This window comes from Flavisolibacter ginsengiterrae DSM 18136, assembly GCF_059568575.1.
Genome location: NZ_JCANTR010000001.1, coordinates 199964 through 214835 on the forward strand (window position 1 = coordinate 199964; position 14872 = coordinate 214835).

Genomic DNA, 14872 nt, shown 5'->3' on the forward strand with positions numbered 1-14872 from the left:
TTCAATTAAACTAAAACGATTTGCTTTATGAGAGTAAAGAGACTACTTCTGTGCCTGGTATTGTTATCAGGAAGTTTTATGCACCAGGTGATGGGTCAAAACCTGGCTGTTTCAGGCACAGTGAAAAGCAAGACCTCCGGTGATCCCCTGGTTGGGGCTACTGTCACCGTTGAAGGTTCTACCAATTCCACCCTAACAGATCCTGGTGGAAGATTTAGCATCACGGCTTCCAAAGGGGCTGTTCTCCAGATCACCCATACAGGCATGGTGCCTTATATGCACGTGGTTTCCAAAACAGAGGATATCATTATCAGTATGGAAGAAAGTTCCGCCTCTACGCTCAGTGATGTGATAGTGGTGGGATACGGCACCCAGAAAGTTACAAAGGTGTCTGGATCCATTTCAACCATCAAAAGCGCTGATATTGAAAAGCTGCGGCCTGTAAGGACCGAAGAAGCACTCCAGGGTAAGGCAGCCGGTGTCAGTGTCATCCAAAGCGGATCGCCTGGTTCAAAGCCAACAGTCCTGATAAGAGGTATTCCCTCTTTTTCCGGTACCGATCCAATGGTGATCATTGACGGAGTACCGCAAACACTTACCGATTTTAATTCTATCAATCCTGCTGATATTGAATCGATCAACGTGTTAAAAGATGCAGCTACTACCGCCATTTATGGCGTTAAAGGTGGCAATGGTGTAATTGTCGTAACCACCCGCACGGGTAGAAAGAACCAGAAAACGGAGATCTCCATTAATAGTAACTATGGTGTGCAGGAAGTGATGAAAACTATAGGCGTATTGAATGCTACGGAATATGCCGCCATGATCAATGAGGGAAGCGTAACGGCAGGAGGAAATATTATTTTCCCAGACCTTTCTTCCATAGGTGTTGGAACCAATTGGCAAAATGAAGTATTCCATAGAGCTCCTTTACAAACACATACTATCAGCGCCAGGGGTGGCGGGGATAAAATGGCATTTTTCCTTTCTGCAGGCTACCTCGGCCAGGGTGGCATCGTTGGTGGCATTGATAAATCAAGGTTTGACAGGGGTAACTTCACTGCCAACCTAAATTTCGATATCTCTTCACGTTTAAAGTTCATTTTAAACGCAACAGGAGTTATCCTGAATGGCAAAGGAATCCAGGAAAACTCTTTCAACAGCGTGTTGGGAAGCGCCCTGAATTTTGACCCTACTGTTCCTTTATATAACACCAATACAGCCATGGCTGGCAAGTATGGTTACAGTAACCTGTTATTATCAGAGATCTTTAACCCGCTTACCAAGCTGGATAATACCTATAATAAAAATGTAGGGAATAAACTCTATGGCAAGTTTGAATTGCAATACGATGTATTGAAAAACCTGAAGTTGACCTCCCGATTAGGATATACAAAATATGATGGCAATTCAAAATCCTTTAGCCCCCTGGTATTCTACGGACCACTAAATGTGGAGAATTCCATGAATGCCGATGGTTCTACTGTAACGGGTAAGCATAACAGCGTATCTCATGACAAGACAAGTAATTTCAACTATACCTGGGAAACATTTGGTAACTATAATTTCAATGTATTTACAGACCATCATTTTGAAACAGTATTGGGCTTTTCTTTAGCCAAGACCTCCGGCAATGCTGCAGGTGCTACACGCCAGGACGTGCCCTTCAATTCCTGGGAGTTTGCAGACTTTACAGCCGCCACTGGAAATAATTCAGCTACCAATACCAATGCTATGAGCGGCTACTATTACCAGTATTTCAGGAGAAACCTCTCCTATTTTGGACGTATGAACTATGATTTCAGGGAGAAATACCTGGCATCTTTCACAGCTCGCCGCGACGGTTCCTATGCATTTGGTAAGGATAATAAATATGCCAATTTCTATTCCGGGTCTTTAGGCTGGGTAGTAAGCCGTGAGGATTTCTTTCACAGCAACTTCATTGACCTTTTTAAGATCAGGGGTAGCTATGGCTCTATTGGTAATGAAAATGTGAATCCGCAATATGTAGGCATAATCACAGGTGGTCCAAGCTATGACGCGATGGCGAACAGCAATGGCTATACTTTTGGAGATGTCTTTTATCCAGGATCAACAGTTGGCTCGGCTGCCAACGATGCATTGAGATGGGAAAAACAGTTGCAGGCCAATATTGGGTTTGACCTGAACTTCTCTCATAATCGTTTCTATTTATCAGCAGATTATTTCCAGAAAAAAGTGGACGGCTTGTTATTCACGCCTTCTGCATCGCTTTACCTGGGAACAGTACCAATCCCTACTGCTAATATCGGCTCTACCGAAAGCAAGGGCGTTGACCTTACCTTAGGCTATAATGACAGGTTTGGAAAGGATGTGCGTTTATCCACTTCCCTGACTTTTACAACGGCAAAGAATAAAGTTACCGCTACCAACAGTGATGGAACAGCGAAGATCTTTGGTGGTGGATATTTTAATGGCCAGTCGCAAACGGTAACCGTATTTGAAAAAGGCTATACACCTGGATATTTTTATGGCTATAAAACCAATGGCCTGTTCCAGACTGCTGAAGACATCAGTGCTTCTGCCGCACAGAATGGTGCACAACCAGGAGATATTCGTTTTGTGGATGTCAATGGTGATAAAGTGATCACTGCTGCAGACCAAACCAAGATTGGTGATCCCTTCCCTGACTTCACTATGGGATGGAGCCTGAATTTCGAGGTCAAAAATTTTGATTTCAATGCCTTCACTTATGCATCTGTAGGCAATGATATTTACAGGGCTTATGAAAGAAATGCCAACTACTCCAACAAGTTCAGGGGTGTGCTGGCAAGATGGACAGCCCCGGGTACAACCAACGAGGCAACTAATCCAAGGTATTCATTCACAGATGCCAACAGCAACATTCGTGTTTCTGACAGGTATGTGGAAGATGGTTCATTTGTAAAGATCAAAAACCTTCAACTGGGTTATACATTCCCACAGGGTGTGACTAAAAATATATTCAGTAAGCTGCGTATATACGTGCAGGTGAAAAATGCATACACTTTTACAAAATACCAGGGGTATGATCCTGAGATATCAGGTGGCATATTGGACACTGGAGTGGATCGTGGCGCCTACCCCCAGCCAAGGGTGTACTCATTTGGTGTTGATATCAAATTATAAATCTTCCAAAACAACTACAATGAAGAACAATCATATAATAATACTCAGCATGGTGCTGGTGATGGCCCTGCTGACGTCCTGTAAAAAATGGGTGGATTACAACCCACATGAGGATTACAAGATCACGGAACTGGATTACCTCAAATCCGAAAGTGATTACCGTACCATGGTGATCAGCGTTTACACGCCTTTGCAATGGATCAACCAGGTGGTGCCTATAGGAGAAATAGCATCGGACAACGCGGTGAGTGGTGGAGAAAATGCTTCAGATGTATTGTCATTGCAACAAATAGATGATTATACCATGACCCCTGTCAACTCAACTTTGACAGAGATCTGGAGATCCGCTTATGAAGGAATCAACAGGGCCAACTACATGCACCAATACAAGGCGGCCAATCTTGCCGGGCAGGCAGTTGATTTTGCCGGTAAGGAAGCATTGTATGGCGAAGTGTATTTTTTAAGAGCCTATTACTATTTCACACTGGTGAAAATGTTTGGGGATGTACCTCTTTTCACTGAAAAAAGGTTAAGTCTCTCCGATTCCAAAACACTTCAGCGCGCTTCAAAAGCGGAAGTGTACAAACAGATTGAAGCTGACCTCACCCAGGCGGTTTCCGTATTACCTGCGATACAAACGCAAAAAGGCAGGATCACGAAATATGCGGCACAGGCCATGCTTGGCAAGGTGTACCTGTACCAGAACAAATTTGATGCTGCAGCAGCCATGCTGGAGAATGTGATTTCGGCCAACGCATTTACGCTGGTAGATAATTTCGGATCTATATTTTTGGCAAGCGGTGAGAATGGACCAGAGTCCGTTTTCGAGATCCAATATTCCAACACCTCACCTTACTACAATTGGGGTGGTGCAACCCGGGGACAAGGCAACTATGCTGTTCAGCAAACGGGCATCAGGGGATTGAACGGATCGGCACAAATGCCCTATGCAGCCGGATGGAGTACCAACCTGCCCACCCAGGACCTGGCGAATGCTTACCAACCAGGGGACCAGCGCAAGGATGTTACGGTTCTGGATATAGAAGCCTACAAGGCAGCACATCCGGATTACAATATCACCTACCAGGTAGCACCCTATAAGAACACAGGATTGTATAACCAGAAATACCTGCCACGCAAGGGTGAGACCTCCGGACAACTGGAGTTGAACTATACCAATAACTTCAGGATCATCCGTTATGCAGATGTGTTATTAATGGCTGCAGAAGCATATAACCGCGCCACTACACCCAATGATGCCAAAGCACAGGGATACCTGAATAAGGTTCGTCGCCGTGCCTTTGGAGACAACCAGCATGATATAACAGCTACTGGCAGTGCGCTTACACAGGCCATCTGGGATGAAAGAAGAATGGAACTGGGCATGGAAGGTGATCGTTTTTTTGACCTGGTAAGAACAGGACAGGCAAAGGTAAAACTGCCCAAGTTCGTTGTTGGTAAAAATGAAGTGTTCCCTATCCCTCAGCAGGAAGTTGATATTTCAGGTCTTACTCAAAATACAGGGTACTAATCACTAACTATTTAAACATTCAACATGAACGCATCAAAATATATAATAGGAATAGCGATGGCGGCCCTGGCTGTTATGCCGGGATGTAAGAAGGAAGAGTACAATGATGTTTCCTTTGTACAAACTGCCAGTTCACCTGACAAGCTTTCGGCATTTTTCGATATTACACAGGACAATACAGGCCTGGTAACCATAACTCCCAACGGGGAAGGTGCCAGCTCCTACCAGATCTTTTTTGGAGATAATACTACCACTCCTGTAAGCATTGCACCTGGAAAAAATACCCAGCACGTATATGCTGAAGGTGTGTACAATGTAAAGATCGTTGGTCATGGTCTGAACGGCAAAACAACTGAAGCTACAAAGCAACTGACTGTTTCCTTCAGGGCTCCGGAAAACCTGGAAGTAACGGCAGCAGCAGATGCATCGAATCAATTTAAATATACAGTATCAGCCAAGGCCAGTTATGAAACGGTTTTTAAAGTATACTTTGGCGATGTGGCCAATGAAGTACCACAATCATTTTTGGAAGGAGAATCCATTACACATACTTATACCAGTGTAGGTACGTATACCATAAAAGTTGTAGCCTTGAGTGGCGGTGCCGCTACAGCAGAATTTACAAAGACCATCACCATTGTTGACCCGGTTCTGTTACCACTCACCTTTGAGTCAGCCACTCTGAATTATGCCTTTTCTAATTTTGACGGAGGTAACACAACCCTCATTGCCAATCCACATATTGGCGGCATCAACACCAGTGCAAAAGTGGGTAAAATGGTCAAAAATCCAGGCCAAATATGGGGCGGAAGTGTTATTAAGCTGGGAGAACCCATTAATTTCTCTACCAACAAGATCTTCCGGATGAAAGTGTATTCACCAAGGGTGGGTGCTAAGGTGCTGTTGAAAGTGGAAAATCCTTCTGACGGTACTATAAGCTATGAAAAAGAAGTTACGACTACCGTGGCCAATGCCTGGGAAGAGCTGGGCTTTGATTATAACGCCATCAATACCAGTAAGGTTTACCAGAATATTGTATTGATATTTGAGTTGGGCACAGTGGGTGATGGTTCAGACAATTTTACCTTCTTTTTTGATGATATCAGGTTAACTAACAGCATGCCGGTGCCTCCTAGTGCTGCTCAAATTTCTTTGCCTGTAACATTTGATGATGCGGGTATCAATTACACAGTAACAGATTTTGGAAATAACCTGACTGTGGATGCAGTAGACCCGGTGGACGCATCCAATAAAGTGAAAAAAACAACGAAACAAAATGGTGCTGAAACCTGGGCAGGAACAACTATAGGAACACCTTTAGGATTTGCTACTGCCATACCGATATCAGCTACATCATCCAAAATGAGCATGAGGGTATATTCTCCTGCTGCCGGAATACATGTCAGACTGAAAATAGAGGATCATAATGATAATACAAGATCTGTAGAAACAGAAGCGATAACCACCGTTGCCAACGCCTGGGAGACCTTGGTTTTTGATTTTAGCAACCCGGCAGCTGGCACTGCAGCCTTTAATAGTTCCTATACTTATGACAAGGCATCAGTTTTCTTTGATTTTAATACTTCCGGAAATGGTAAGGTATTCTATTGGGATGATGTGAAGATGGCGGCTGCTGCACCTCCTTCCACGACATTGGGATTACCCTTAGACTTTCAATCAACCACACTGAATTATGCCTTCACCAATTTTGATGGAGGTAATGTAACAGTGGTTAATAACCCGGATGCTTCAGGTATCAATACCAGCACGAAGGTGGCCAAAATGGTGAAGAACGCAGGACAACCATGGGCAGGCAGTTATATCACGCTGGACAATCCCATTGATTTCTCTACCCAGAAAACTTTTAAAGTGAAAGTGTATTCCCCGCGTGTGGGTGCTAAGGTGTTGCTGAAAGTGGAAAACCTTACAAATGGTGGCATCAGCTATGAAAAAGAAGTAACCACGACTACGGCAAACGCCTGGGAAGAATTAACCTTTGACTACAGTGGTATCAATACTGCCAATTCTTACCAGAAGGTTGTATTAATATTTGACAATGGCACCATGGGTGACGGTTCTGCGAACTTTACTTATTTATTTGACGATATCAGGCTTAATTAATTTCAAAACAAAACTGTATGAATAGTACGATAAAAACATTTGCAATGCTTATTCTGGCAGTTATTGCCGGTATCTGCGGTTGTAAAAAAACGGAATATCAATTCGGCGATCTGAAAACGCCTTCAGGCCTGGCACTGGCAACAGTTATAGCCGGTGTTGATGCCAATAATCCAGATGGCAATGGAACAGGGGCTGTTACCATAACCACAAGTGCATCGAATGCCATCACTTACAATATAGATTTTGGAGATGGAACGAAACAGATCGTTCCTACCGGCACGATACATTATAAGTACACAACTCCTGGCACACATGAATACACCATTACTGCCAATGCCATTGGAACAGGCGGCAATACTTCTACGATCAGTAAAAAGGTCAAGGTTTTTGTAGCATTCGAAATACCTGCCAACATTATCCAGTTCCTGACAGGTGGGTCTTCAAAAACCTGGAAGACAGCCAACGAAGAACCCGGGCATGTGGGAGTTGGCCCGGCAGACCAGTTCTCTCCTATCTGGTATGCCGCTACACCTAACCAACGGGCTCAATGCCTCTATGATGATGAGATCACCTTTACAAAAGATGCAAATAATAACATATCCATGTCGATAGATAATAAAGGGCAATCTTTTTCTATTGGAGCAGCTAGTGGATATTATGGTGCGAGTGGTGGCGATGATTGTTATACGATTGATGTTGCTGCCTCAAGGAAACTTGCGTTCATGGGGGCCACGTCAGCTTCCACGACTGCCAATTCCACCCGAATACAGTTTGTAGTTCCAGGTAATGGATTGATCAACTTCGGAACAGGTGGAAACACCTACGAGATCCTGTCCATTTCTGAAACGCTTGTCCAGTTACGCAATATTGGAATCGACGGCAATGCCTGGTATCAAATATTAAAAGCCAAATAATGAAATACGGATAAGGCCTTATGGGTCTTATCCGATTTCCCTGTTAGTGCAATAAAATCAATAAAATGAGATCTATGCCCTTTTATATACTGGCCATCTTATTGGGATTGTTTTCGTGTAGCAAGAAGAGTGATCCGGCTCCACAAAACCCTGCGCCATCAAACCTGGTAGTGAATGCAATAGCCAGCACTGATAATAGTGGCAATGTCAGTTTTACCGCCACTGCCACCAACGCTGTAAGCTATGAATATGATTTTGGCAATGGTATTTTTCAAACCGTACCTACAGGCATTGTAACCTATCAATACCCAAACGGTGGCACTTATACTGTTAATGTAACAGCTAAAGGTAGTGGTGGACAAACCATTTCCAAATCATTACAGGTAACGGTAGCTACAGCACTTGGACTGGTATGGTCAGATGAATTTAATACCAACGGCGCACCGGATCCTGCCAAATGGGGCTATGACCTTGGCGGAGGTGGCTATGGTAATAATGAATTGGAATATTATACCAACAGGCCAGAAAATGTGATTGTTGAAAATGGCGTATTGAAGATCAAGGCCATCAAAGAGAACTACAATGGCAGCGCATATACTTCTGCACGCCTGCTTTCAAAAGGCAAATTTGCATTCAAATATGGCAAGGTGGAAGTGAGTGCCAAATTACCTGCAGGGGTTGGTACCTGGCCTGCCATCTGGATGCTGGGTAATAATATTTCCACAGCAGGTTGGCCTGACTGCGGGGAAATAGATATCATGGAACACAGAGGCAGCGAACTGAATAAGATCTTTGGAACACTGCACTATCCTGGTCACTCCGGGGGTAACGCTGATGGTAATTCGAAGATGATCAGTAATGCCACGACTGCCTTTCATAAATATTCTTTGGACTGGTCAGCATCATACATAAAGATTTATGTTGATGACCAGTTGATTCATACTGTTGCCAATACAGCAAGCCTTCCGTTTAACCAGGATTTCTTCCTGATTCTCAATGTAGCAATGGGAGGAAGTTTTGGCGGAACAGTTGATCCAAATTTTTCCAATGCCACAATGGAGGTGGATTATGTAAGGGTGTATAAATAAAGGAATTTCATTACTACTTACAAAATTTTCTGACGCTGCCCGGTCAACGTATGCCGGAAGTATGCCCTTTCAATAGTGGTAATGTTATTGGTCGCAGATTATTATTCATTTATAAATCACAAAACATGTCTCAACATAAATACAAAACATTTTCCGCCTGCCTGCTCATTGTTTCACTGGTCTGCAGCATGAACAGCTATGGGCAGGAGTTTAAAAAACTGGTATGGGCAGACGAATTCAACTATTCTGGCTTACCGGATAGTACAAAATGGAGTTATGATATAGGAAGGGGCTGCCCGGACAACTGTGGATGGGGCAATAAGGAATTGCAATATTACACAGTGAAGCGGCCGGAAAACGCAAGGGTGGAAAATGGTCAACTGGTGATTGAAGCAAGGAAAGAAATATTTGCAGATGCCGGCTACACTTCAGCAAGGCTGGTGTCGAAAAATAAGGGTGACTGGAAGTATGGACGTTTTGAAATAAAAGCAAAGATTCCCGAAGGAAAAGGTATGTGGTCTGCCATCTGGATGTTGCCCACTAAATGGGAATATGGGGGCTGGCCTCATAGTGGTGAAATAGATATCATGGAAAACGTGGGTTATCTCCCCGACTCATTATTTGGTACAGTCCATACCGGAGCCTACAATGGAATGATCGGAACCCAGAAGACAGGCGGAGTAATTCGGAATGATCTGTCAAAAGCTTTTCACATTTATGCCATGGAATGGACAGCAACAACCATCTCCTTTTTTATTGATGGTCAGAAATACCATGTTTTCCATAACGAGAATAATGGCAGCGAGGCCTGGCCTTTTGACAAGGAATTTCATGTATTGCTGAATATTGCTATCGGTGGCAACTGGGGAGGAAAGATGGGTGTTGATGACAGCTATTTCCCACAAAAAATGGAAATAGATTATGTAAGGATCTATCAATAAGCAGTGGAATACAATAAAGCGCGTTTTCAGTGTTCAGTTAGGGAGGTGGAACGAAAGTTTCACCTTTCCTTTTTTAAAATGTTCTAATTAACGTTTTATGCCATTAAATCAAATAGTGCATTTATATATTTGATAAAAGCATCGTTACAGAATGAGAATTGTTTTCCTTTCCCTGGTGTTATTATTTTCCATTGGTTCAATAGCCCAAAAAACAGGCAGTAATGCAACAATTGACTCCCTGCCTGTTTCGCAAATTGATATACCTATTCACGTGAGCCTGTTATCCATATTTAAACTGGCAGAAAGAAATGTAGACACAGTATTTACATCACCCAACTATCCCAACGACTGGGTGCAGTCTGATTGCGCTACCCGGTATAAATATCATTTTCGGCGGTCGCCATTGAAAATGAAAATGAGTGGCACTACCATGGACCTGGGTTTTACCGGTTATTACCGCATTATAGGGTCTACAAGGGCCTGTGCAGGCAATACTGTTTTTTCACCCTGGACACCAGCCTGCCGCTGCGGTTTTGATGAACCAGAACGGCGGGTGAACATTGGTTTCACCAGTAAATTTGAATTACTGCCTAATCATCTATTAAAGACAAAGATCACCCGTACAGAGCCCCAACCTTTAGATAAATGCGCTGTATGTTTCTGGGGACAGGATGTTACCAATAGTGTCATGGATGGATTGAAAGCGGAACTGGACCTTTCTAAAAAAACCATGGAAGATTCTTTCGGTACTTATAATTTAAGACCATACCTGCAACAGGCCTGGAATAAGATGAATGATGTATATTCCATTCCCGGAATTGGTTTCTTTAGTTTACACCCTAAAAGCCTGCGCATGGAAAAAATAAACGCTCAAAATGATTTCCTGAATATTAATATAGGCATCTCTGCAACTCCGGTCATTAGCTTTTTAAAACCAGCACCAGCAACATCGGCAGTACCCGACCTTTCCAACAGTAACAACCCCGGCGGCTTTAATATTTACCTGGAAGCTGCCCTTCAATATGATTCGTTAAGTAAAGTATTGAATGGCTACCTTGTCAATAAAAGGTTTGATGTTTCTGAAGGTTTGTTCAAAAAACATATCATAATTGAAAACACATTGGTTTCCGGCAACGAAGATGGCAATATGCTGATCCGGCTGGATTTTAGCGGATCCTTTGAGGGAACAGTTTATTTTACTGGCAAACCTGTATACAATGCCGACATCAAAACAATCGAAGTGCATGAAATGGATTATGATCTGCGCACAAAGAACCTGTTATTAAAAACTGCCAAATGGTTATTCAATAACAAGATCATTTCGGAGTTGAAAAAGTACACATCCTTTAGAATGGATAATTATTATGCAACGGCTGCAACTAATTTGAATGCATGGCTGAATAAAGAATGGACAAAAGGGATAAAAGGTACAGGGTCTGTTAAAGATCTTACCCTGACTTCGGTAAAAGCGCTACCGGAACATTTGTTGATCCGCAGTAATTGTAATGGGCAACTGGCAGTTGCAGTTACTGAACTGGAACCTGGTCTTTAGTTTTAAACGATTTGCCATTTCCGGCTTTGCTGGCAACACGAAAGGAAAAATGCCGCTGGGAAAAATAACTGAAACAGATCACGATGCCCGTAGTAAGGACCTGGGAAGGTGTAGGATACCAGCCAAAAGATTCGACAAAAAGTTTCAGGCAAAAATAATTTATGGTCATACTACCCATCACCACCAGGAAATAGCGGAATAACTGTATACGTCTTCTTAATTGGGAACCCTGGAATACCACGAACATGCTTAAGTAAAAGCCTATAGGAAAAGTGATGAAAAAGGCAATAAATAAGGCAGCTATATGCGGTTTAAAGGCCATAAAACCAAGATCCAGCACCTGCTTATGCAGGATGAAGTTATAGGAGAGAAAATAGATCAACAGGCTTAAAACAGTGTTTCCTCCCCCACAGGCTGCATAATGGTAAGTTTGCAAAGGCATGAACCGCCTGAAGAGCGGGTAGAATATATCCAGTACTTTAAAAATGGACTTCCTTACCTTATGGTGGATCTTACGCATGAAAGCTGCGAAAATAAAAGCTATTTCGGCAGAATCTGCATAGAATTCGTTAAGTATGGTTAAAGTGTCGGGGGGTGCTCTGCTGCCGATTAATTAAATTGCGGCGCAAATCTCAACAGATCAGTATGAGTTTACTACAACAAATCAAAGAAGCAACGGTCGCAGCCCTGTCAGAAGCTTATAATATTTCATTAAAGGCAGAAGATATAGCTGTGAACCAGACCAAACCGGAATTTGAGGGTGATTACACCATTGTTCTTTTTGGCCTGGTAAAACAATTGAAAAAATCGCCGGAACAATTAGGCAAGGAGCTGGGAGATATTCTTTTAGGCAAAAACGGAAAACTTTTTACATCCTACAATATCATAAAAGGTTTTTTAAACCTCACGGTTAATGATGAATATTACGCATCATTTTTAAGCAGGCAATATGCAAACAGCGAAGTGGCAAGACCAGGGGCGTGTGGTCTTAATATGATGGTGGAATATTCTTCCCCCAATACCAATAAGCCACTCCATCTTGGTCATTTGCGTAACAACTTTTTAGGATGGAGTGTAGCTGAGATCCTCAAAGCAAATGGACACACGGTCATGAAGACCTGTATTGTAAATGACAGGGGTATCCATATATGTAAAAGCATGGTGGGCTGGCAGCTATTCGGTAATGGACAGACACCTGAATCTACCGGGATAAAAGGAGATCACCTGGTGGGTGATTATTATGTGCGTTTCAGCAATGAACTGAAGAAAGAAACCCAGCAACTGATAGAGCAGGGCCAGACTAAAGAGGAAGCAGAGCGCAATGCACCTATTATGCAAAAGACACAACAAATGCTGGTGGACTGGGAAGCCGGAAAACCTGAGGTGATGGAATTGTGGAAGAAAATGAATGGATGGGTGTATAAAGGATTTGATGTCACCTACAAAACCATCGGAAGTGATTTTGACAAGACCTATTATGAAAGTGATACCTACCTGCTGGGAAGAAAATTTGTAGAAAAAGGATTGGAAAAGAGCGTATTCTTCAAAAAAGAAGATGGCAGTGTGTGGATAGACCTAACCGATGAAGGCCTGGACGAGAAACTGGTAATGCGGAAAGACGGTACATCTGTTTACATTACCCAGGACCTTGGTCTTGCTGATCAGAAATACGAAGAGTTTCATTACGATAAGAGCATTTATGTAATTGGAGACGAACAGAATTACCATATGAAAGTGCTCAGGCTTATTTTAAAAAAGCTTGAAATGCCCTATGCCGATGCCATCTTTCACCTTAGTTATGGTATGGTGGAATTGCCAAGTGGAAGAATGAAGAGCCGGGAAGGAACAGTAGTGGATGCAGACGACCTGGTAGCGGAAATGATAAAAGAAGCAGAAAAGAAAACGGCTGAGAAAAGCAAGGTAGAAGAATTTTCCAAGGATGAATTACAGGCCCTGTACAGCATGATTGCCTTAGGAGCCCTGAAGTTCTTCCTCCTGAAAGTGGATCCAAAAAAGAAAATGGTCTTTAACCCGGAAGAATCGATAGACTTCCATGGTTTTACCGGTCCCTTTATACAGTACACGCATGCCAGGATAAAATCAATACTCAGGAAGGAATCTGTAAATACCTCAACTTCAATAGAAGTAGCCACACTCCTGCCGCTTGAAAAGGAATTGTTATTATTACTGGAACAATACCCTGACGTCACGAAGCAGGCCGGATTGGAATATAATCCTTCGGCCATTGCCAATTACATTTATAGCGTGGCACAAACCTATAATACTTTTTATACGGCACACAGTGTGTTAAAAGCAGAAAATGAAGAGAAAAAACAATTACGCCTGAGGTTGTGCCAATTAACAGCCACTGTTATCAAAGATGCTATGCACCTGTTAGGAATTAAAGTTCCGGAAAGAATGTAATATGATATTGTTTAACGAAAAAGGGAACCTGGATAAGGTTCCCTTTGTAATATAGATGATGGGTCAATTAAAATCCTCCCGGCATTTCTTTTTTCTGCTTTAGATTCTGAAGGCTGGGATCCATTTGGATGGCCTTATCACAAAGATCCATTCCCTTTTGTTTTTCACCTTTCCTCTGGTAACACATACCAATCATATACAATGCCTCGGCATTCTGTTTATTTGCTGCTAAAACTTCATCATAATAATTAATGGCGTCATCATATTTCTTAGCATTATAATAGGCTTCGGCGATGGTATACAAAAGATTCATATCGCTGGGACGTAAACGCAATAAGTCCTGCAAAACGCCAATCCCTTCATTGAACCGGCCGGCATTGATATAGGCTGTAGAAAGGTTTTGCATGTAGTTATTATCCTTTTTGAGGCCTTTTTCAGCCGCTTCCAGCATATATTTTAAAGAATTCTGGTCATCATTCATGGCATAGTATATCAGCGCCATTTCGTAGGTCCAATAGCTTTGAGATGGATTGAGTTTTACTGCTTTTTGAAAATAAGGAATGGCACGGGAGTAATTTTGCATGTCAGCATAGGCTTTTGCCACCATGTATGGTATATATGCATTTTGATCATCTTCCTTTGCTGCTACTTCCAGGTATTTAATGGCATTACCAAGGTCCTCTTTTTCATAATAAGCTTTCCCTACATAATAGGAAGTTTTTGAAGCAGGACTTATTTTCTTTAATTCACCGGCATATGTAATGGCATCATCAAACTGGCGCATATTAAAGGAAAGCAGCATCAGTTGACGGTAAGTACTATCAGTTCTGTCGCCCATGTCAGCCAGCAGCTTAAATTGATCCCTGGCCTGCCCATACCGGCGAAGGTCCAGGTAGGCAGCAGCCAACTGGCTTACTACTTCTTTATCTGCTCTATTATATTGAAAGGCTTTTTCAAAATGTTTTAAAGACTCCATGCGGCGTCCTTTTGACTTTTCTTCAATGCCTTTTTGTAAAAAATAAGTTGAACTATCAGCCTGGGCAAAAACTGAGAAGGATATGGCCATAACAGCGCCCGCGAGGATCACTTTCAGCATAGGATATTGTTTTGTGGTTCTTCGGTTTCGAAAATAAAAAATAAGTCCCGTAATTGCC

The 14872-nt window shown here is 42.6% G+C and carries 10 protein-coding genes; 8 read left to right on the forward strand and 2 right to left on the reverse strand.

Translation table 11 applies throughout. From position 1 onward, the window contains the following. Nucleotides 1–27 precede the first annotated feature (27 nt). The 7 genes from BP74_RS00910 to BP74_RS00940 all read left to right on the forward strand — a co-directional run bounded on the left by BP74_RS00910 (nucleotide 28) and on the right by BP74_RS00940 (nucleotide 11294). Nucleotides 28–3147 (forward strand): SusC/RagA family TonB-linked outer membrane protein, encoded by a 3120-nt coding sequence (locus tag BP74_RS00910; RefSeq protein ID WP_496370113.1) that lies wholly within the window; start codon nucleotides 28–30, stop codon nucleotides 3145–3147. Between the two features lie 19 nt (nucleotides 3148–3166). Beyond that, nucleotides 3167–4678, forward strand: coding sequence for a RagB/SusD family nutrient uptake outer membrane protein (locus BP74_RS00915; protein ID WP_496370115.1), 1512 nt, complete (start codon nucleotides 3167–3169; stop codon nucleotides 4676–4678). A gap of 24 nt (nucleotides 4679–4702) precedes the next feature. Continuing rightward, a complete protein-coding gene (locus tag BP74_RS00920; protein WP_496370117.1) occupies nucleotides 4703–6799 on the forward strand; it encodes a hypothetical protein in 2097 nt (698 codons plus the stop codon). Between the two features lie 17 nt (nucleotides 6800–6816). Beyond that, nucleotides 6817–7713: a PKD domain-containing protein gene (locus BP74_RS00925; protein ID WP_496370119.1), complete on the forward strand. Its 897-nt coding sequence runs from the start codon at nucleotides 6817–6819 to the stop codon at nucleotides 7711–7713. Nucleotides 7714–7778: 65 nt separating this feature from the next. Further along, the gene (locus tag BP74_RS00930) at nucleotides 7779–8801 is read left to right on the forward strand and encodes a family 16 glycosylhydrolase (RefSeq protein WP_496370121.1); all 1023 of its coding nucleotides are present in this window, start codon (nucleotides 7779–7781) and stop codon (nucleotides 8799–8801) included. Between the two features lie 125 nt (nucleotides 8802–8926). Continuing rightward, complete coding sequence (locus BP74_RS00935) at nucleotides 8927–9742, forward strand: glycoside hydrolase family 16 protein (RefSeq protein WP_496370123.1); 816 nt, start codon at nucleotides 8927–8929, stop codon at nucleotides 9740–9742. Between the two features lie 151 nt (nucleotides 9743–9893). Beyond that, complete coding sequence (locus BP74_RS00940) at nucleotides 9894–11294, forward strand: DUF4403 family protein (RefSeq protein WP_496370125.1); 1401 nt, start codon at nucleotides 9894–9896, stop codon at nucleotides 11292–11294. Here BP74_RS00940 and BP74_RS00945 read toward each other — a convergent pair. Further along, the gene (locus BP74_RS00945) at nucleotides 11269–11814 is read right to left on the reverse strand and encodes a GtrA family protein (RefSeq protein ID WP_496370127.1); all 546 of its coding nucleotides are present in this window, start codon (nucleotides 11812–11814) and stop codon (nucleotides 11269–11271) included. The genes BP74_RS00940 and BP74_RS00945 overlap by 26 nt on opposite strands. Before the next feature lie 125 nt (nucleotides 11815–11939). On the opposite strand from BP74_RS00945, the gene argS reads away from it, so the two are divergent. Continuing rightward, entirely contained in the window at nucleotides 11940–13718 is a 1779-nt protein-coding gene (argS, locus tag BP74_RS00950; RefSeq protein ID WP_496370129.1) for an arginine--tRNA ligase, read from the forward strand. Between the two features lie 67 nt (nucleotides 13719–13785). Here argS and BP74_RS00955 read toward each other — a convergent pair whose 3' ends face one another. Next, a complete protein-coding gene (locus BP74_RS00955) occupies nucleotides 13786–14814 on the reverse strand; it encodes a tetratricopeptide repeat protein (protein WP_496370131.1) in 1029 nt (342 codons plus the stop codon). Nucleotides 14815–14872: the final 58 nt, after the last annotated feature.

Coding starts and splice junctions, on each gene's coding strand:
- BP74_RS00910 (WP_496370113.1), top strand. CDS start 28: ATGAGAGTAAAGAGACTACTTCTGTGCCTGGTATTGTTATCAGGAAGT.
- BP74_RS00915 (WP_496370115.1), top strand. CDS start 3,167: ATGAAGAACAATCATATAATAATACTCAGCATGGTGCTGGTGATGGCC.
- BP74_RS00920 (WP_496370117.1), top strand. CDS start 4,703: ATGAACGCATCAAAATATATAATAGGAATAGCGATGGCGGCCCTGGCT.
- BP74_RS00925 (WP_496370119.1), top strand. CDS start 6,817: ATGAATAGTACGATAAAAACATTTGCAATGCTTATTCTGGCAGTTATT.
- BP74_RS00930 (WP_496370121.1), top strand. CDS start 7,779: ATGAGATCTATGCCCTTTTATATACTGGCCATCTTATTGGGATTGTTT.
- BP74_RS00935 (WP_496370123.1), top strand. CDS start 8,927: ATGTCTCAACATAAATACAAAACATTTTCCGCCTGCCTGCTCATTGTT.
- BP74_RS00940 (WP_496370125.1), top strand. CDS start 9,894: ATGAGAATTGTTTTCCTTTCCCTGGTGTTATTATTTTCCATTGGTTCA.
- BP74_RS00945 (WP_496370127.1), bottom strand. CDS start 11,814: ATGCGTAAGATCCACCATAAGGTAAGGAAGTCCATTTTTAAAGTACTG.
- argS (WP_496370129.1), top strand. CDS start 11,940: ATGAGTTTACTACAACAAATCAAAGAAGCAACGGTCGCAGCCCTGTCA.
- BP74_RS00955 (WP_496370131.1), bottom strand. CDS start 14,814: ATGCTGAAAGTGATCCTCGCGGGCGCTGTTATGGCCATATCCTTCTCA.